This window comes from Methylobacterium oryzae, from assembly GCF_021398735.1.
GTDB lineage: Bacteria > Pseudomonadota > Alphaproteobacteria > Rhizobiales > Beijerinckiaceae > Methylobacterium.
This window is the reverse complement of sequence record NZ_CP090349.1, coordinates 1947309-1966626: the sequence shown is the minus strand read 5'-3', so window position 1 is coordinate 1966626 and position 19318 is coordinate 1947309. Positions and strand designations below refer to the sequence as shown.

Here is a 19318-nt window from a genome sequence, read left to right as displayed (position 1 = left end):
GCGTCAGACCTCGTCGTACACGACTTCGAGGGACGGCTTGGACACGTGGGCGACGCCGCACATGTCCTCGTGGGTCGCCGGAACCAGCACGACGTCGCGGCCGGTGGTCTCGCTGGAGAACAGGCCGAGCAGCCCGTCCTGCGAGAGCGGCGTCGGGCGGTGCGGCGCGGCCTCCGCGACATTGGCGGCGAGGTCCGCGAACAGGGTGCCCCAGCGCCCGTCCGGCTTGCCGATGATCTCGTAATTCGCGCTCTTGCGGCGGATGTCCTCGTCGGCCGGGATCGAGGCCAGGACCGGGATGCCGGCCGCCTCCGCGAAGGCCTGGGCCTCGCCGGTGCCGTCGTCCTTGTTGATCACGAGTCCGCCGACGCCGACATTGCCCCCGAGCTTGCGGAAATACTCCACCGCCGAGCAGACGTTGTTGGCGACGTAGAGCGACTGCAGGTCGTTCGAGCCGACGACGATGACCTTCTGGCACATGTCCCGGGCGATCGGCAGGCCGAAGCCCCCGCAGACCACGTCGCCGAGGAAGTCGAGGAGGACGAAGTCGAAGCCCCACTCGTGGAAGCCCAGCTTCTCCAGAAGCTCGAAGCCGTGGATGATCCCGCGGCCGCCGCAGCCGCGCCCGACTTCGGGACCGCCGAGCTCCATTGCGTAGACGCCGTCGCGCTTGAAGCAGACGTCGCCGATCGCGACCGACTCGCCCGCGAGCTTCTTCCTGGTCGACGTCTCGATGATGGTCGGGCAGGCCTTGCCGCCGAAGAGGAGCGAGGTCGTATCGCTCTTCGGGTCGCAGCCGATCAGCAGGACCTTCTTGCCCTGCTGGGCCATCATGTAGCTGAGATTGGCGAGGGTGAACGACTTGCCGATGCCGCCCTTGCCGTAGATCGCGATGATCTGCGTTTCTTTCTTCGCCGGTGCGGTGGACACGGCATCGGGCTCGATCGCGGCCTCGGCGCGGAGCTGAGTCGCCTGGGACAGGGCAGCCTTGTTGAGCTGAACGTTCACGCGGCGTCCCTCCAGTCGAGGATCATCTTCAGGCAGCCCGGATCCGCGAACGCGGTGCGGTAGGCGTCCTGGGCCTGTGCCGCCGGGGCACGGTGGGTAATCAGACCGTCGAGGGAGAGCCGGCCGCTCTCGATCATCCGCGTCACCGCCACCGTGTCCTCGGGCCTGAACTCGGCCGAGATCCGGATCCGGGCCTCGCGCATGAACGCGGGCGGGAAAGCGAAGCTGAGGGGCGCCTCGTAGAACCCGGCGAGGACGATCTCGCCCCCCGGTGCGAGCCGGGCGATCAGGTCGTCGAGGCCGGCGGCGTTGCCGCTGACATCCGTGATCGTCGCGTAGTCGCGCCGGGGATCCGCGTCGGGCGCGACGACGGTGTATCCGTGCTCGCCGGCTGCGCGCACGGGGTCCGTCTCCCAGACGGTGGGCGCGGCGCCCGCAGCCAGGGTCAGCCGCGCGAGCAGCCGGCCGAGGACGCCGTGCCCGACGATGAGCGGAGCCGCGCCGAGAGCGAGGCGCCCGAGGGCGCGATGGGCAGTCGCCGCGAGGGCCAGGAGGCAGGCCTGCTCGCCGAGGGCCTCGTCCACCGGCACGAGGCGGGCGGCCGGTGCGACCAGATGGGACGCGGCGCCTCCGAACAGGCCGCGAACGGCGCCGAAGCAGCGGGCCCCCGGGACGTAGACGGTCTGGCCGACCCGGACCGAAGCGCCGGCATCCGCCTCCACGACCGTCCCGACGGATTCGTAGCCCGGCACCAGGGGGTAGCCCATGCCCGGGAAGGGCGGCATCCGCCCCGACCAGAGCAGGCGCTCGGTGCCGGTGCTGATCCCGCTCCAGGACACCGCCACGACCGCGTCCGCGTCAGTGGGCGGCGTCAGGGCCAGGCGCTGAACCGACAGGTGCTCCGGGTTTTCCAGAATGACGGCCAGAGCGTCCATGGCTGGAAGTGTCCACCCTTTGCGTTGCGACTCTCTCTGGTGCGAAGCCGCTATGTGTCATCCTAGATAGACACAGGTCAGCGTCAAGTCACACTTACTTGGCTGGGCCTGTTTTTTGAGCTCTCAGCACCCGCGCGAGCAGGGGGCGACGTGTCGGATGCTCGTGCGTGGCGGTGAAACCTGCGGCCGCGAGCATCGCGCGCAGCTCCTCGGCCCGGCGCGGCCGGCCGGAGCCCATCGCCAGGAGGTAGAAGCCGAAATAGGCGTCGCCGACCGGCTCCGCGCCGGGCGTCCCGGCCATCGGCTCCGCGATGAGCAGCGTGCCGCCCGGCGGCAGCGCCGCGTAGGCCGCCCGCAGCAGTGCCTGGGCCGGCGCGTCGTCGTGATCGTGGACGATCCGCACCAGGGTGATCGTGTCGGCGCCCGCGGGCAGCCCGCCGTGGAAGTCGCCTCCGCGGCAGGCGATCCTGTCGCCGAGGCCCGATTGGTCGAGGCGCGCTCGGGCGCGGTCGGCGACGGCCGGCAGGTCGAACAGGGTCATGCGGGGGCCGGCGTGCCGCGCCGCCACGGCCTGCAGGAAGGCGCCCTCGCCGCCGCCGACATCCATGAGGTGCCGGACGCGCGACAGGTCGCAGGCGTCGAGCACATCCTCGGCGATCAGCGCCTGCGAGGCACCCATCAGGCCGCTGTAGGGAGCCACCGTGCGCGCGTCGCCCGTCGCCCCGGCCGCGTAGGGCCAGTAGCCCGCGAGGCGGGTCGGCTGGGCCTGTCCGCGCAGCAGGGCGACCGGATCCGCGAGATCCGCGTAGAGCAGCGCGTGATGCTCGATCATGGCGGCGATGCCGGGATTGCCGACCAGGGCCGCGCCCAGGTCGGCAATCCCGAATCGGTCATTCGACAGGGCGCGCAGCAGACCGAGGGACTCGGCGGCGCGCAGCAGGCGTCGTGCCGCGTCGGGCGTGAGGTCGAGCCGCCGCGCCAGCGCGTCGACCGTCTGCGGGCCATCCGCGAGGATCGCGAACAGGTCGAGGCGGATGCAGGCGGTCAGGACCTGCGCGTAGACGAAGCCGGCACAGAGGTCGAACAGCGCGCGCGTGTTGCGCTGCGCGATGCGGCGCGTCAGCGGAAAACCCGCCGCCCAGCGCTGGAACCGGGGGCTGGCGACGAGGCGGTTGCGCCACGCGAGCCACCTGTCCGCCCACGCGGGCGGAACGGGCGGCACCGTGCCGGTTCCGGGGAGCGATCCGGCGCTCAGACCGCCACCGCGCGCAGGCTCGCGGGCAGGAACAGCCGCGCCTGCGCCTCGATCTCGGCGGTGAGCGCGGCCACGCCCGGACAGGGCGGGATCGCCGCGATCGCCTCGCGGGTCAGCCGGGACAAGCGCTCCATCGCGCCGCCGGTACCCAGCAGGGCGGCGGCGTTGGGGCGGCCCAGCGTCGCGTCGCGCCCGGCGGGCTTGCCGATCTCCTCCTGCCGGCAGGCGACGTCGCGCAGGTCGTCGGCGACCTGATAGGCCTCGCCGAGGCACTCGCCGAGGCGGCGCCAGGGTTCAGGCTCCGCCCCCGCCGCCGCGGCACCGGCCACGGTGGCGGCGGCGAACAGGGCGCCCGTCTTCGCCTGCTGATAGTCGCTGAGGCTGATATGCGCCTCCGATTCCCAGGCCTGCCCGGCCGCGATGCCGGACGGCGACCCCGCGGCGCGGCCGAGGAGTCCGACGAGGCGCCCGAGGCGCGCCGGATAAGGCCCGACGGACCGCGCGAGGGTCTCGAAGGCGAGGACGATCAGGGCGTCGCCGGTCAGGACTGCGATCGGCTCGCCGAAGGCGACGTGGACGGAGGGCTTCTGCCGCCGCATCGGCGCATCGTCGAAGCACGGCAGGTCGTCGTGGACCAGCGAGGCGCAGTGCAGGAGCTCGATAGAGGCGGCGGCCGCCACGGACCCCGCCGGGTCGTCGTCGCCGCAGGCGCGGGCCACCGAGAGGCACAGGCGCGGCCGGATCCGATGGCCCCCGGGAAACACCGCGTAGCGGAGAGCCTCCGCCAGAAGGGGCGGGGCGCCGGGCGCCTCCGCGTGCGCAACGGCGCGATCCAGCGCCATCTCGATCCGCCGACCGGACTCCATATCGTTGCCTCCCGTGTTGTATGCGGTTGTCAGCAACAGGTGTCATTTCTTATTGACACTTTGCGGAGGGGAGATCAATCCCGTGGTGGGGGAGTTCGGAGCGGCCGTGGCGCAGGAGCGCGTCGTCGTGATCGGTGCCGGGATCGGTGGCCTCGCCGCCGCCCTGCGGCTCGCCCATGCCGGCTTCGAGACGACAATCCTCGAGCGCGCGCCGCAGCCCGGCGGGAAGATGCGCGCCGTCCCGGTCGGGGACCGCGCCGTCGAGGCCGGTCCGACCGTCTTCACGATGCGCTGGGTTCTCGAGGAGCTGTTCGCCGACTGCGGGGCGGATCTCGGCGACCGGGTCGCCCTGTCACCGGCAAGGCTCCTCGCCCGTCACGCCTGGAGCCGGGACGAGCGTCTCGACCTCTTCGCCGATATCGACGCGTCGGCGGACGCGATCGCGGCCTTCGCGGGACCGCGCGAGGCGGACGGCTACCGGCGCTTCTGCGCCCGCTCGGCCGAGGTCTACCGCACCCTCGAAGGGCCCTTCATCCGCGAGGGCCGGACGGGTCCCGCCGGCCTCGCGCAGCGGGTCGGGCTCTCGGGCCTCGGCGATCTCTGGCGAATCCAGCCCTTCACGACGCTCTGGTCGGCGCTGGGGGCGTACTTTCGCGACCCGCGGCTGCTCCAGCTGTTCGGCCGCTACGCCACCTATTGCGGCGCCTCGCCCTTCACGGCACCGGCGACGCTGATGCTCGTCGCCCACGTGGAGCAGGCCGGCGTCTGGACCGTCGCGGGAGGGCTCAGCGGCCTCGCGCGGGCGGTGGCCGATCTGGCGGCGGAGCGCGGCGCGACCTTCCGGTACGGCGCGGAGGTCGCGCAAATCCTCGCGGACGGCGGCCGCGTCACCGGCGTGCGCCTGAGCGACGGCACGACCGTGGCCGCCGACTACGTCGTCTGCAACGCGGACTGCGCGGCCCTGGGGGCGGGGCTGCTCGGGCCCGATGCGGCCGCCGCCGGCGAGCGGCTCGCGCCCGGCGAGCGCTCGCTCTCCGCGGTCACGCTCTGCGCGGAGGCGGTGCCGGCGGGTTTCCCGCTGGCGCACCACACGGTGTTCTTCTCGCGCGACTACCGGGCCGAGTTCGACGCGCTCCTGCGCGCCCGCCGCCTGCCCGACGACCCGACCGTCTACGTCTGTGCCCAGGACCGGGACGCGGCGGGCGCCGCGCCGCGGGGGCCAGAACGCCTGCTCCTGCTCGTCAACGCTCCGGCGGATGGCCGGGAGCGCCCCCTTCAGCCGCCGGAGATCGAGAGATGCGAGAGGAACCTGATCCGCCGGCTGGAGGCCTGCGGGCTCACCCTGGACTTCACGTCGTCGGCGGTCACGACGACGCCGCGGGACTTCGACGCCCTCTTCCCCGGGACGGGCGGAGCCCTCTACGGTCGGGCGGCACAGGGATGGGCGACGACCTTCAAGCGCGCGGGCGCGCGGACGGCGGTGCCGGGCCTCTATCTCGCGGGGGGCTCGATCCATCCCGGCCCGGGCGTGCCGATGGCGGCGCAGTCGGGGCGGCTGGCAGCGGCAGCGATCCTGGACGACCGCGATTCGATGGCGCGGTCGCGCGGGGCGGCTACGCGTGGTGGTACGTCGATGCGGTGAGCGACGACGGCCGCCAGGGCCTCACGATCATCGCGTTCATCGGCAGCGTGTTCTCGCCCTACTACGCCTGGAGCGCCGAGAAGGACCCCTTCGCCCACTGCGCCATGAACGTGGTGCTCTACGGCGACCGCGGCCGCTTCGCCATGACCGAGCGCCGCGCAACCAGCCTGTCGCGCAGCGCCGACCACATCGCCGTCGGACCCAGCGCCATGCACTGGGACGGCACGGCGCTGACGGTGCGGATCGACGAGCGCGGCGCGCCCCTGCCCCGGAGGATCCGCGGCACCGTGCGTCTCGAGCCGCGCGGGTTCACGGGCGGCCCGTTCCATCTCGACCGGGCCGGGCGCCACCGCTGGTGGCCGATGTCGCCGTCCTCGCGGGTCGAGGTCGATTTCGACGCGCCGGACCTTCGCTGGAGCGGGAGCGGCTACTTCGACACCAACGACGGCGACGAACCGCTGGAGGCCGCCTTCTCGCGGTGGACATGGTGCCGGGCTGACCTGCCGGACGGCGCGGCGATCCTCTACGACGTCCATCACCGCGACGGCGGTGGCCAGAACCTGTCGCTCCGGTTCTCCGCGGACGGCAGCCGCCGCGAGATCCGGCCGCCGCCCGGCGCGGCGCTCCCGGCGACGCGCTTCTGGCGGATGCCGCGCGAGACCCGCAGCGACGGCGGCCGCTCGCGGGTGCTCGCGACCTACGAGGACACGCCGTTCTACGCCCGCTCGCTGCTCGCCTCGACTCTGGGCGGCGAGCCGGTCCGGGCCGTGCACGAGAGCCTGTCGCTCGACCGGTTCCGCAACCCGATGGTGCGACTCATGCTGCCCTTCCGGATCCCGCGGCCGCTGGCTCCGTGAGGGCCTCGGCGCCCCCCGTCCCGGATCGCCGTCGGCTCGGGGTGACGCTTTGCGGCATGACGCGCCCCGCGATGCAGGCGAAGGTCGCCATGCTCAGCACGAGGCCGAGGGGGAAGCCGGTCAGCGCGGCCGCCTCCCGGACGACCGCGAAGAGCGGCACCGCGCATAGCAGGGCCCGCTCGCGCGGCCGCAGGCCGCCCGCGCGGTGCGCGGCGAGCGCCAGGAGGAGCACGGCCGGCACGAGGGGCGCCAGGTCGTAGACTGGGAGGTACGGTGACAGCAGCGGCGCGGAGACGAGGAGCGCGGCCGCGCGCAGCGTCGGGTCTGTGGGCCGGGACCAGGCGCGGCAGGCGAGGCCGAGCGCCAGTACGGCGACGAGACCCTGCGCCGTCCAGGCGGCGGCCATCGAGCCGTCGAGCAGGCGCACCGCGCCGAACGCGCTGGCGTTGAGGTTGAGGCTCGCCGCCGCGTTCTGCAGGATGATCCGGTTCGTGTCCCCGAGCGTGCCGAGGAAGCCGGTCCAGGGCGCCGTCCCGAACAGCGCCAGCGACGCGAGGCAGAGGGCCAGCACCGTCGACGCGCAGGCGGCCAGGCATGCGCGCCGTCCCGTCACGAGCAGGAGCAGGGGGGCGAGCGCCGCGAAGTGCGGCTTGTAGGCCAGCAGGCCGAAGCAGAGCCCGGCGAGCCTCGGTCGGCGATCGACGAGCACCGCGCCGAGGGTGAGCAGCGACGCGGTGAACAGGCCGTTCTGGCCGTAGACGAGGTTGCAGAGCACGAGCGGGTGCGCGAGCGCGACGAGGGCCGCGTCCCGCCGGCCGGCCGCGACCCGCATCGCGAGCGCGAACAGGGCGAGGGAGAGCGCGGTCCACAGCAGGTAGGCCGGCTGCAGATCCAGCAGTGCCATCGCGGCCGCCGGCAGGAGGAACACCGGGGGATAGTGCCACGCGAACCGGCACGCCTGCCCGCAGGCCGCCTTCAGGTTCGCCAGGTGCACCGGCAGGTCGTAGGGGTCCGCCCCCCGCCCCTCCAGCGCCGAGCGGCCCGCCACCCAGACCTGGACGAAGTCGTTGCCGAGGGGGTCGCCGTACCAGTTGCGCCGCGGGTCCGGGCCGGTCCCGTAGACGAGTAGGACCATGGCGAGGCCGAGCGGCAGCAGCACCCAGGCCGCCCGCCTGCCGAAGGCGAACAGCCGGTCATCGCTGCTCAGGAGATGCGCGAGATCCGACCGGAGCGCGGCGGCGCGTGCTGTCGGTGAGCCCGGCACGCGGGTCTCGATGGGCGCTGGCATGACGGAGGATTTCCGCGTCCGGATTCCGCAGCAGCCTAGGCGCGCGCGGTTCCGGGCCCGTTAACAGGGGTGTTTGCGGCCCGGCCCGGCTTGTGCAAGAGGGCGGCGGCTGCGATCCTCGCGCCGTCAAACCGGGGCGATCACATCGATGCGACTGGACGAGGCGTCTCCGGCCCCGCGCGTCCTGATCTACAGCCACGATACCTTCGGGCTCGGCCATCTGCGCCGCTCGCGGGCGATCGCCAACGCGATCGTGGCGTGCAACCGCGGCGCCCGGGCGATGATCGTCTCGGGCTCCCCGGTGGTCGACCGCTTCGCCTTCGCCGCGGGCGTCCGGACGGTCAGGCTGCCGCCGGTGACCAAGTTCGCCGACGGCGGCTATGCCAGCCTCGACGGCGCGACCCCGCTGGCGCGCACCGTCGCGCAGCGTTCCGCGATCATCGCCCAGGCCTGCGACGCCTTCCGACCCGACCTGATCATCGTCGACAAGGAACCGGCCGGCTTCCACGGCGAGTTGCTGCCGGTGCTGGAGAAGGCCGCGGCCCGCGACATCCGCCTCGTCCTGGGCCTGCGCGACGTCCTCGACGACGCCGACCGCCTCGTCCCCGAATGGGAGCGCAAGGGCGCGGCCGAGACGATGGCGCGCTTCTACGACGAGATCTGGGTGTACGGGCTGAGCCGGATCCACGAGCCCCTGGCGGCGCTGCCGATGGAGCCCGAGATGGCCGCCCGCATCGACGGGCGCCTGATCTACACCGGCTATCTCCGCCGCGACCTCCCGGAGCGCCGCGCCGGCCGCGAGGAGCCCCCGATCGCGAACGGCCCCTTCATCCTGGTGACGCCGGGCGGCGGCGGCGACGGGGCGGCCCTGATCGACTGGGTGATCGCCGCCTACGAGGCCGATCCCGCGATCCCCCTGCCCGCGCTCATCGCCTTCGGTCCCTTCCTCGACGCCGGCATCCGCGACGGGTTCATGGCGCGCATCCGCCGCCTCGGCGACCGGATCGCGGCCATCACCTTCGACAGCGAGATCGAGTTCCTGATGCGCAAGGCCGCCGGCGTCGTCGCCATGGGGGGCTACAACACGTTCTGCGAGATCCTGTCCTTCGACCGCCGGGCGATCCTCGTGCCCCGGACCGAGCCGCGGCGGGAACAGGCGATCCGGGCGCTGGCGGCCGAGCGGCTCGGCCTCGCGCGGGTGCTGATGGAGGCGGAAGGCCGGGCGCCCGGGCGCATGGCGGCGGCGCTCCGCGACCTGCCGGGACAGGACCCGCCGTCGCGGGTTCTGGTGCCGGGTCTCCTGGACGGCCTCGACGCGGTCGCGCGCCGCGTCCGGGCGCTGACCGCCCGCGGCGGCGCGAACGTCCCGGCCCGGCCGTACCTGCAGGCCTATTCGTGAGCGCCAAACGGGTCGCCGTGGTGCTGAAGGGCTATCCGCGGCTCTCCGAGACCTTCATCGCGCAGGAGTTGCTGGCGCTGGAACGGTGCGGCCTGGCTCTCGAGATCTGGTCCCTCCGGCGCCCGACCGATCGGGCCCGCCATCCGATGCACGCGCAGATCCGCGCGGAGGCCGCCTACCTGCCCGAGTACCTGCGCGACGCGCCGCTGCGGGTGTCCCGGGGCGTCGGCGCCGCGCTCCGGCGGCCGAACCTGCCCGCGCTCCTGGCGCTGTTCGCCCGCGATCTCCGGCGCGACCCGACGGCGTCGCGGCTGCGGCGCCTCGGGCAGGCCCTGGTCCTCGCCCGGGAATTGCCGGCCGAGGTCGCCCATATCCACGTGCACTTCCTGCACACGCCGGCCAGCGTCGCCCGCTACGCCGCGCTCCTGACCGGGCGCCGGTGGAGCTTCTCGGCGCATGCCAAGGACATCTGGACCACGCCCGACTGGGAACTGGCCGAGAAGCTGCGCGACGCCGAATGGGGCGTGACCTGCACCCGTGACGGCCTCGCCCGGCTCGACAGCCTCGCCCCGGGCCGGACGCTCCTCGCCTATCACGGGCTCGATCTCGCCCGGTTCCCCGACGCGCCGCCGCCGCGCGAGCCGCGCGACGGGACGGACCCGGACCGCCCCCTCCGGCTCCTCTGTGTCGGCCGGCTCGTCGCCAAGAAGGGGCACGACGACCTCATCGACGCCCTCGCCGCCCTGCCCGCGCACCTGCACTGGTGGCTCGACCTGATCGGCAGTGGCGAGCGGCGCGAAGCCCTGGAGGCCCGGGTCGCTGCCTGCGGCCTGGCGGAGCGGGTCCGCTTCCGCGGCGCCCTGGCGCAGCCCGCGGTGATTGAGGCCATGCGCGCGGCGGACCTCTTCGTCCTGCCGACGAAGCCCGCCCCTGGCGGCGACCGCGACGGCCTGCCGAACGTGCTGATGGAGGCCGCGAGCCAAGCGCTCCCGATCCTGGCGACCGCCTTCGCCGGCACGCCGGAATTCATCACCGACGGTGTCCACGGCGTCCTGACGCCGCCCGGCGAGCCGGCGGCGCTGGCCGAGGCCCTGGTCCGTCTCGCGGGCGATCCGGGCCTCCGTCAGCGGCTCGGCGCGGCGGCCCTGGCCCGGCTCGTGCAGGACTTCTCCGAGGAAGCGGCGATCGCGCTGATCGCCGGCCGGCTGCGCGCGTCCGCGGGTCTGCCGCAGGGCGCGGTCGCCCGCGAATCGGAGTTGTCCGCGTGCGCGTCCTGATCGCGGTCACGCATCTGCTCGGCGCGGGGCACCTCACCCGCGCGGCCGCCATCGCCCGCGCCTTCGCGGCGGCCGGCCACGAGACGATGCTGGTCTCGGGCGGCGTCCCGGCACCGATGGTCCGACAGGACGGGTTGCGCCGCGTGCAGCTGCCGCCGCTCCGGATCGCCGGCACGGACTTCTCGACGCTGCTGGACCCCGACGGAGGCCCGGCCGGGCCGGCGCTCCTCGAACGCCGCCGAGCCCTGATGGTCGATACCCTGGCGGCCTTCGAGCCTGACGCGGTGATCACCGAGCTGTTCCCGTTCGGCCGGCGCGCCCTGGCGGCCGAGTTCCTCGCCCTGGTGGACGCGGCCCGCGCCCGGCGCCCGCGCCCGCTCGTCCTCGCCTCCGTGCGCGACGTCCTCGTGGCCTCGACCAAGCCGGAGCGGATCGCCCAGGCGCACGCGCGTGTGGCGGACCTCTACGACGCCGTGCTGGTGCACGGCGACCCGGCCCTGATCCCTCTCGAGGCCTCGTGGCCCCTCGACGCGGCCACCGCCGCGAAGGTGCGTTACACCGGCTACGTGGACGAGGGGACCGTGCCCGCGCCGGCCTCGCGCCGCTCCGGCGTGGTGGTCGCCGCCGGATCCGGACCGGCCGGGCTGGTCCTGCTGCGCGCGGCCGCAGGCGCGGCCCGGCTTCGGCCGGATCTCGGCTGGCGGATCCTGGCCGGCCACGGCGTCCCCGAGGCCGAGCTGTCCGAGATCGGTCACGGTCTCGCGCCCGGCATCCTCGGTCGCGCCCAGCCGGACTATCGCGCGCTCCTGGCCGGCGCCGCCCTGTCGGTCAGCCAGTGCGGCTACAACACGGCCGTCGATCTCCTCGCCACCGGCACACCCGCTGTCCTCGTGCCCTTCGAGGCCGGCGGCGAGACCGAGCAGCGCCTGCGCGCCGAGCGCCTCGCCACCCGGGGACTCGCCCGGGTGCTGCCGGAATCGGAGCTGACGCCCGGGACCCTGGTGGAGGCCATCGCGTCGCGGGGCGTCCTCCCCGCGCCCGGCGATCCCGGGATCGATCGGGACGGCGCAGCGCGCACGGTCGCGCTGGTCGAATCCCTCCGCGGGGGCGAGCGATCGCGCCCCGTCCGGGCTAAGCCGGCCGAGCCGGCCCTCGACGCTCTCCGCCGTGCTCTCGACGCCGTCGCGGCGCGGGGCCTGCGCGTGCCGCTGTTCTGGCGCGACGACGACGCGGTCGCGGGCGGTCCGGACCTCGACCGCCTCATCGGTCTCGCCGAGCACCACGGCGTCCCGCTGCTCCTCGCCGCGATCCCGGCCGGCATCGACGCCTCGCTGCCGCGGCGGCTCGAAGCGGCTGCCGGTGTATCCGTCGCCGTCCACGGCCTCGCCCACCACAACCACGCCCCGCCGGGCGAGAAGCGGGCCGAGTTCGGCGCGCACCGCCCGCTCGAAACCCTGGTCGCCGACGCCGCTGCCGGTCTCCGGATCGCCCGGCAGCGTCTGCCGGAAGGCTCGCTGCTGCCTGTCTTCGTACCGCCGTGGAACCGCGTCGCGCCGGAGCTCGCCGCCGCCCTGCCGGATCTCGGCTATCGCGGCCTCTCGGCCGTGCCCGGCCCGTCGATCCCGGGTTTGCGCCGGCTCGATGCCACCCTCGATCCGATCGACTGGCGGGGCAGCCGGTCCCTGCGCGATCCGGAAGCCCTGCTGCGCGGCCTCGCCGCCGACATCGCGGGCGCGCCGGAGCGGCCGCTCGGCCTGCTGACGCACCACCGCGTCCACGACGAGGCCGTCTGGGACTTCGCCGGCGCCCTCGTGGCCAACCTCCTGCGGCACCCGGCGATACAGGTCGTGGATGTTCGGGCGCACTTCGGCGCGTCCGCGATGGACAAGGGGCCGGCGGCATCTAAGTCTCAGGTCTCACAGATCGCGAGGACGGGTTGAGCCCGCTATTGTCCATCCGCGACCTCGCGGTCGCGTTCCGCACGGAGAGCGGTCCGTTCGAGGCGCTGCACGGCCTGTCCCTCGACGTTCACCGCGGCCGCACCCTCGCCCTGGTCGGCGAGTCCGGTTCGGGCAAGTCGGTGACCGCCCAGGCGATTCTGCGGATCCTGCCGCCCTCCGCCGCCATCACCCGCGGTCAGATCCTGTTCCGGGACGGCGAGGTCGAGGCCGACATCGCGCGGCTCCCCTCCGAGGGCGAGGCGATGCGGGCGATCCGTGGCCAGCGCATCGCCATGATCTTCCAGGAGCCCATGACCTGCCTGTCACCGCTCCACACGGTGGGCGACCAGATCGGCGAGGCGCTGCGCATCCACACCGGGGCCGACCGCAAGGAGGCCGATGCCCGGACCGAGGGGGCGCTGGCCCGGGTCGGCTTCCCGGACCCGCACCGCGCCCTGCGGACCTACCCGTTCGAGTTGTCCGGCGGCCTGCGCCAGCGCGCCATGATCGCCATGGCGCTGATCCTGAAACCCGCCCTCCTCGTCGCCGACGAGCCGACCACCGCGCTCGACGTCACCACCCAGGCCCAGATCCTCGCCCTGCTGGCCCGGCTCCAGGAGGAGACCGGGATGGCGATCCTGCTGATCACCCACGACCTCGGCGTGGTCGCCAACATCGCCCACGACGTCGCCGTCCTCTATCGCGGACGCCTCGTCGAGGCGGGCCCGCGCGACACGGTGATGCGCGCGCCGGGCCACGCCTATCTCCGCGCGCTCCTCCACGCGGTGCCGCGCTTCGACATGGCGCCCGGCGAGCGGCTCACGCCGATCCGCCCGGCCAAGGCCGAGATCCCGCCCGGCCAGGCGCCCGCGCCCCTGGCCGGGCCGATCCTGCAGGTGGAGGGGGTGAGCAAGAGCTTCACGCTGCGCGCCGGTCGGCTGTGGCAGAAGCCGCGGATCGTCCACGCCGTGTCCGACGCCTCCTTGAGTTTGGCGGCGGGCCAGACGCTGGGGCTCGTCGGCGAGTCCGGGTCGGGCAAGACCACGGTCTCGAAGATGATCATGCGGGCGCTCCGGCCGGATTCCGGGCGGATCCTGTTCGACGACGGCAGCGGCCCGCGGGACGTCCACGGCCTGAGCGGCGACGCCCTCTTCGCCTATCGCCGCACGGTCCAGTTCGTGTTCCAGGACCCCTACGCGTCCCTCGATCCGCGCATGACCGTCCGGCAGATCCTGTCGGAGCCGATGGAGATCCACGGCGTCCCGGCGGCGGAGCGGCGGGAGCGCTGCCGCGCCCTTATGGCGATGGTCGGCCTGGAGCCCAGCGGTCTCGGCCGGTACCCGCACGCCTTCTCGGGCGGGCAGCGGCAGCGCATCGGGATCGCCCGGGCGCTCGCCCCGAAGCCGCGGCTGCTGGTGCTCGACGAGCCGGTCTCGGCCCTCGACGTCTCGGTCCAGGCGCAGATCCTGAACCTGCTCAAGGATCTCCAGGCCGCCCTGGGCCTCTCCTACCTCATCGTTTCCCACAATCTGGCAGTGATCGACTACATGGCGGACACGATCAGCGTGATGTGCCGGGGCCGCATCGTCGAGGAGGCGCCCCGCGCGGCCCTGTTCCGCCGGCCCGTCCATCCCTACACGCGGGCGCTGCTCGCCGCCGTGCCCGATCCGAGCCTGGACCATCCCCTCGACTTCGCGGCCGTCGCCTCCGACCGCAATGACCCGACCCGCTGGGAGGAGCCGTTCCGCTTGGCCCCCGACGAGGCCGGGGCGATGCGCCCGGTCGAGACCGGACACCGGGTGCGCTTCAGCGCCGCCCACAGTGCGGAGGCCGCGTGATGCAGGCCCGGCCGCCCGTGATGCTGGAGCGCCTGCGCCGCAAGGTGCTGTCGCCGTTCTTCGACCGCCTGGGCTACGACCTCGTACCGGCCGCCCCCGACTGGACCCACCGGCCGACCTCGCCGCGGGAAGTCGCCACCCTGCTCGAATCGGCCGCCGCCATCCTGGAACGCGATCTCGCCGCCGCCGGCCTCGTCCCCGACGGCGACGTGCTGGAGCAGGTCCGGGCGTTCTGGGCGCTGATACCCACCGCCCCCGTCCGGCAGCGGCGCGGCGGCAGCGGCTTCAACGGCGCGCTGCAGCTCTACGTCGCCATGCGGGCGCTGAAGCCCGACTTCGTGATCGAATCGGGCGTGTTCCGCGGGCTCACGACCTGGGTGATCCGGCAGGCCCGCCCGCAGGCGCAGATCTTCTGCCACGATCCGGACCTGTCGGGCCTGCAGTACCGCGACCGGCAGGCCCGCTACAGCACGGCGGATTGGTCGACCGCCGACTGGTCCATGCTCGACCCGGCGCGGACGGTGGCGTTCTTCGACGACCACGTCGCCCAGGGCCGGCGGGTCGTGGAGGCGCGGGCGCGCGGTCTGACCCGGCTGCTGTTCGACGACGACGCGGCCGGGCACCGGATCCACGCCCATGGCGGCCCCGCGCACCCGACCATCGCGATGATCACCGGGCCCGAGCGCAACCCGGAGCCGATCCGGTGGACGCGGAACGGCCGCCATTTCGAGCAGCCGGCCGACGACGCCCTGGTGCGGCAGGCCGCCGGGTTGATCGCCCGGTCCCACGCCTTCGACGACCTGCACAGGGCGACCGGCTACTCGCCCGCCCGGCTCACCTCCGTGACGTTGCGGGGCAGCTCATGAAGGCCTGGGACATTCAGGACGGCACCCCGTCCGCTCTCCCGCTGCGGGGCGGGAACGACAGCACCGTGTCCCGCCGCGCCCTGCTCGCCGGGCTCGGCGCCAGCCTGATCTGGTCGCGCGCGCCGTCGCGGGCCTTCGCCGACACCCCGCCGGCCGACGCGCCTGGCCCGCCGACCACCCCCTACGTGGCCGACCTCGCCGCCCACGGACGCCGCCTCGGCAGCGCGGGCGGCACGATCCGCACCCTGATCGCCAAGGCGCGGGACGTCCGCTACCTGTCGGTCTACGGCTACACCCGCCTCGTCGGCTACGATTCCGACCTCAACCTGCGGCCCGACGTGCTGGAGCGCGTCGACGTCGAGGGCGGCCGCTTCACGTTCACGCTCCGCCAGGGCCACCGCTGGTCGGACGGGCACCCGTTCACCGCGGAGGATTTCCGCTACTACTGGGAGGATGTCGCCAACGAGAAGGCCCTGAGCCCCGACGGGCCCGCGGCCTTCTTCCGGGTCGACGGCAAGCTCCCGGAGGTGGAATTCCTCGATCCGGTCACCGTCCGCTACAGCTGGGACCGGCCGAACCCGATGTTCCTGCCGGCCCTGGCGGCGCCGCGCGACCCGCTGATCTACCGGCCGTCGCACTATCTCAAGCCGTACCACGCCCGCTACGTCGGCAAGGAGGCGGCCGACGCGAAGGCCAAGGCGCTGAAGCTCCGCAGCTGGGCGGCCCTGCACAATCGCCTCGACGACAATTACGAGCTCAACAACCCGGACTGCCCGACCCTGCAGGGCTGGGTCCCGCGGACCCGCTCGCCGGCCACCCGGTTCCGGTTCGAGCGCAACCGCAGCTACCACCGGGTCGACACGGCCGGCACGCAGCTCCCCTACGTCGATTCCATCGTGATGGACGTGGCCTCGCAGGGCCTCCTGGTCGCCAAGACCAATGCCGGCGAGGCCGACCTGATGTTCCGCGGCCTGATGATGCCCGACATCCCGAGCCTCAAGGAGGGTGAGGCGGCGCATCGCTACCGCACCAACCTGTGGCCCGTGGCCCGCGGCTCGGAGATCGCGCTCTACCCGAACCTGACCACGACGGATCCGGCGTGGCGGCAGCTCAACCGCGACGTGCGTTACCGGCACGCCTTGTCGCTCGCCATCGATCGGCGCACCCTCAACAACACGCTCCTGTTCGGCCTGGGCACCGAGGGCAACGACACGATCGTGCCGGAGAGCGCGCTGTTCGAGCCCGAGATGCGGACCCTCAACGCCGCCTACGACCCGGCCCGGGCCGCCAAGCTTCTGGACGAGATCGGGCTGACGGCCCGCGACGGTTCTGGCACGCGGCTGCTCCCCGGCGGTCGCGCCCTGGAACTGGTGGTGGAGAGCGACGGCGAGGCCGAGATGGTCCTCGACGCGCTGCTGCTCATCACGGAGTTCTGGCGCGAGGTCGGGATCCGCCTGATCACCAAGCCGCAGGAGCGCACGAACCTGCACCGGCGCTCGATCGCGGGCGTGACCGTCATGGTCGCCGCCCAGGGCCTCGACCTCGCCGTCCCGACCGCGATCATGCCCCCGACCGAGCTGAGTCCGGCCCAGCCGGAGCATTATTCCTGGCCGCTGTGGAGCATGAACGTCGAGAGCCGCGGCAAGAGCGGCGAGCCCTGCGACGTACCGGAGGTCCAGCGCCTCATCGAGCTCGACCGGGAGTGGCGCCACACCGACGATGCCGGCCGGCAGGCCGCGATCTGGCGCGAGATGCTGATGAACCACGCGCACAACACCTGGGTGATCGGCACGGTGGCGGGCGCGCTCCAGCCGGTGGTCGGCGCCGATCGCCTGATCAACCTCCCGAAGCGCGCCCTCTATTCCTGGGAGCCCACCGCGATGATCGGCGTGCAGCGCCTCGACGAGCTGTTCTGGGACACGGGCACTGAAACCGGCGCCGACAAGCGCGCGGAGGCCCGGTGATCGTCCAGATCCTCCGCCGCGTCGTCACGATGGCGGTGACGCTGCTGGTCATCTCGGCGCTCGTCTTCGTGATCATCAAGCTGCCGCCGGGCGACTACCTGACCAACCGGATCATGGAGCTGCGGGCCACCGGCGACGCGAGCTCCGTGGCGAAGGCCGAGCTGCTCATCAAGCAGTACGGGCTCGATCGGCCGGTCTGGCAGCAGTACCTGATGTGGATCGGCGTGCTGCCCGGATCGGTCGGGTTCTCCGGGCTGCTCCAGGGCGACTGGGGCTGGTCGTTCGAGTACGACAAGCCGGTGGCGGACGTCGTCGGCGACGCCCTGTGGCTGACCCTGCTGATCAACCTGACGGCGGTGGTGTTCGTCCACCTCGTGGCGATCCCGGCGGCGATCTACTCCGCGACGCACCGGAACACGCTCGGCGACGCCGTCGTCACCCTGCTGGGCTATGTCGGCCTCGCGGTGCCGGGCTTCCTGCTCGCCCTGATCCTGCTGTTCTACGCCAACCGGTGGTTCGGGCTGTCGATCGGCGGCCTCTACGATTCGGCCCTCACCAACCAGCCCTGGACCTGGGAGAAGGTCCGCTCGCTCATGGCGCACCTAATCGTGCCGACGCTGGTGATCGGCCTCGGCGGCACCGCGGCCATGATCCGGCGCATGCGCGCCAACCTGCTCGACGAGCTGGCCAAGCCCTACACGGTGACCGCCCGCGCCAAGGGCCTGCCGCCCCTGCAGGCGCTGCTGAAATACCCGTTCCGGATGTCGCTCAACCCGTTCGTCGCGGATATCGGCAACCTGCTCCCGCACCTCGTCTCGGGGTCGGTGCTGGTCTCCCTGGTGCTCAGCCTGCCGACCGTCGGGCCGCTGCTTCTCGAGGCCCTGCGCAGCCAGGACCAGTTCATGGCCGGGTTCATCCTGATGTTCGTCGCGGCCCTCACCCTCGTCGGCATGCTGATCTCGGACCTGATCCTGGTCTGGCTCGATCCGCGCATCCGCATGGGCCTGCGATGACTCGCCCCGCGATGACCGACGCGCTGCCCGCATCCGGACACTTCGTCGATCCGGCGCCCTTCGAGCCGGAGGCCCGGACCGAGAGCCCGGTCGCCACGGCCTCCGCGTGGCGGCTCATCCTCCGCAAGTTCCTGCGCCACCGCCTCGCCGTGGCCTCGGCCCTGATCCTGCTCGCGCTCTACGCGACCGTGCCGTTCGTCGAGCAGCTCGCGCCCTATGGACAGGCCCGCCGCAACGGCGACTTCCTCTACGCGCCGCCACAGGGCGTGCACCTGTTCCACGAGGGCCGCTTCGTCGGGCCGTTCGTCTACCCCTACCGGGCCCATCTCGACCTCGACACGTTCCGCCGGGACTACAAGGTGGACGCCGCCGCCCCGCAGCCGCTGCGCTTCCTCTGCCGGGGCGACGGCTACGACTGGCTGGGGCTCGTCCGCACCGACCTGCACCTCGTCTGCCCGCCGGAGAACGGCACGCTGTTCCTCCTCGGCACCGACAAGCTCGGGCGTGACCTGTTCTCGCGCATGATCTACGGGGCCCGAATCTCCCTCACCATCGGCCTCGTGGGCGTCGCCATCTCGTTCGCGCTCGGGCTCTTCTTCGGCGGCATCGCGGGCTATTTCGGCGGCTTCGTCGATGCCGGGGTGCAGCGGCTGATCGAGGTGGTGCGCTCCCTGCCGGAGCTGCCGCTCTGGCTCGCCCTGTCGGCGGCGCTGCCGCCGAACTGGAGCCCGCTGCTGATCTTCTTCGGCATCACGGTGATCCTCGGCCTGCTCGACTGGCCGGGGCTCGCGCGGGCGGTGCGCGGCAAGCTCCTGGCGCTGCGGGAGGAGGATTTCGTCCAGGCCGCCGAGCTGATGGGCGCCTCGCCGACCCGGGTGATCGGCCGCCACCTGATCCCGAACTTCATGAGCCACCTGATCGCGTCGGCGACGCTGTCGATCCCGACCATGATCCTCGGCGAGACCGCCCTGTCGTTCCTGGGCCTCGGACTCAGACCGCCGGTGACCAGCTGGGGCGTGCTGCTCAACGAGGCGCAGAATCTCGCGGCGGTGCAGCTCTACCCCTGGCTGCTCCTGCCGGTCCTGCCCGTGCTGGTGACGGTGCTCGCCTTCAACTTCATGGGCGACGGCCTGCGCGACGCTGCCGATCCGTACCACTGACGGGCGCGCG

General features: G+C 73.1%; 15 protein-coding genes. 10 read left to right on the top strand and 5 right to left on the bottom strand.

What is annotated here, in order from left to right; genetic code table 11:
* Window positions 1–3: 3 nt before the first annotated feature.
* From LXM90_RS09400 to LXM90_RS09385, 4 genes are all read right to left on the bottom strand, one after another.
* Window positions 4–1008, bottom strand: coding sequence for a chlorophyllide a reductase iron protein subunit X (locus tag LXM90_RS09400; RefSeq protein ID WP_020091989.1), 1005 nt, complete (start codon window positions 1006–1008; stop codon window positions 4–6).
* Window positions 1005–1943, bottom strand: coding sequence for a chlorophyll synthesis pathway protein BchC (gene bchC / locus LXM90_RS09395; protein WP_020091988.1), 939 nt, complete (start codon window positions 1941–1943; stop codon window positions 1005–1007). The genes LXM90_RS09400 and bchC overlap by 4 nt, the downstream gene beginning before the upstream one ends.
* Window positions 1944–2037: 94 nt before the next feature.
* The gene (locus LXM90_RS09390; RefSeq protein WP_020091987.1) at window positions 2038–3165 is read right to left on the bottom strand and encodes a methyltransferase; all 1128 of its coding nucleotides are present in this window, start codon (window positions 3163–3165) and stop codon (window positions 2038–2040) included.
* Between the two features lie 29 nt (window positions 3166–3194).
* A complete protein-coding gene (locus tag LXM90_RS09385; RefSeq protein WP_020091986.1) occupies window positions 3195–4064 on the bottom strand; it encodes a polyprenyl synthetase family protein in 870 nt (289 codons plus the stop codon).
* 106 nt (window positions 4065–4170) lie between these two features.
* On the opposite strand from LXM90_RS09385, the gene crtD reads away from it, so the two are divergent.
* Both crtD and LXM90_RS09375 read left to right on the top strand, forming a co-directional pair.
* Complete coding sequence (gene crtD, locus LXM90_RS09380) at window positions 4171–5706, top strand: 1-hydroxycarotenoid 3,4-desaturase CrtD (protein WP_043712296.1); 1536 nt, start codon at window positions 4171–4173, stop codon at window positions 5704–5706.
* Window positions 5703–6563, top strand: coding sequence for a carotenoid 1,2-hydratase (locus LXM90_RS09375; protein WP_020091984.1), 861 nt, complete (start codon window positions 5703–5705; stop codon window positions 6561–6563). The genes crtD and LXM90_RS09375 overlap by 4 nt, the downstream gene beginning before the upstream one ends.
* Here the strand turns inward: LXM90_RS09375 and LXM90_RS09370 are convergent.
* On the bottom strand, window positions 6523–7851 hold the full coding sequence (locus tag LXM90_RS09370) for a glycosyltransferase family 87 protein (protein WP_020091983.1): 1329 nt from the start codon (window positions 7849–7851) through the stop codon (window positions 6523–6525). The two genes, LXM90_RS09375 and LXM90_RS09370, sit on opposite strands and share 41 nt — an antisense overlap.
* A 148-nt stretch (window positions 7852–7999) precedes the next feature.
* Between LXM90_RS09370 and LXM90_RS09365 the strand changes: the two genes are divergently transcribed.
* The 8 genes from LXM90_RS09365 to LXM90_RS09330 are packed head-to-tail and all read left to right on the top strand — an operon-like array spanning window position 8000 to window position 19308.
* A complete protein-coding gene (locus LXM90_RS09365; RefSeq protein ID WP_020091982.1) occupies window positions 8000–9250 on the top strand; it encodes a glycosyltransferase family protein in 1251 nt (416 codons plus the stop codon).
* Window positions 9247–10527: a glycosyltransferase family 4 protein gene (locus LXM90_RS09360; RefSeq protein WP_103984773.1), complete on the top strand. Its 1281-nt coding sequence runs from the start codon at window positions 9247–9249 to the stop codon at window positions 10525–10527. Before LXM90_RS09365 ends, LXM90_RS09360 begins: the two co-directional genes overlap by 4 nt.
* Window positions 10515–12467 (top strand): glycosyltransferase, encoded by a 1953-nt coding sequence (locus LXM90_RS09355; RefSeq protein WP_020091980.1) that lies wholly within the window; start codon window positions 10515–10517, stop codon window positions 12465–12467. Before LXM90_RS09360 ends, LXM90_RS09355 begins: the two co-directional genes overlap by 13 nt.
* A complete protein-coding gene (locus LXM90_RS09350; RefSeq protein WP_234082467.1) occupies window positions 12464–14305 on the top strand; it encodes an ABC transporter ATP-binding protein in 1842 nt (613 codons plus the stop codon). The genes LXM90_RS09355 and LXM90_RS09350 overlap by 4 nt, the downstream gene beginning before the upstream one ends.
* On the top strand, window positions 14305–15171 hold the full coding sequence (locus LXM90_RS09345) for a hypothetical protein (RefSeq protein WP_020091978.1): 867 nt from the start codon (window positions 14305–14307) through the stop codon (window positions 15169–15171). The genes LXM90_RS09350 and LXM90_RS09345 overlap by 1 nt, the downstream gene beginning before the upstream one ends.
* Window positions 15168–17135 (top strand): ABC transporter substrate-binding protein, encoded by a 1968-nt coding sequence (locus tag LXM90_RS09340; protein WP_020091977.1) that lies wholly within the window; start codon window positions 15168–15170, stop codon window positions 17133–17135. The genes LXM90_RS09345 and LXM90_RS09340 overlap by 4 nt, the downstream gene beginning before the upstream one ends.
* Window positions 17132–18148, top strand: a complete 1017-nt coding sequence (locus LXM90_RS09335; protein WP_020091976.1) for an ABC transporter permease — start codon at window positions 17132–17134, stop codon at window positions 18146–18148. The genes LXM90_RS09340 and LXM90_RS09335 overlap by 4 nt, the downstream gene beginning before the upstream one ends.
* 11 nt (window positions 18149–18159) lie before the next feature.
* A complete protein-coding gene (locus LXM90_RS09330; RefSeq protein ID WP_234082465.1) occupies window positions 18160–19308 on the top strand; it encodes an ABC transporter permease in 1149 nt (382 codons plus the stop codon).
* The last annotated feature ends 10 nt before the right edge of the window (window positions 19309–19318 follow it).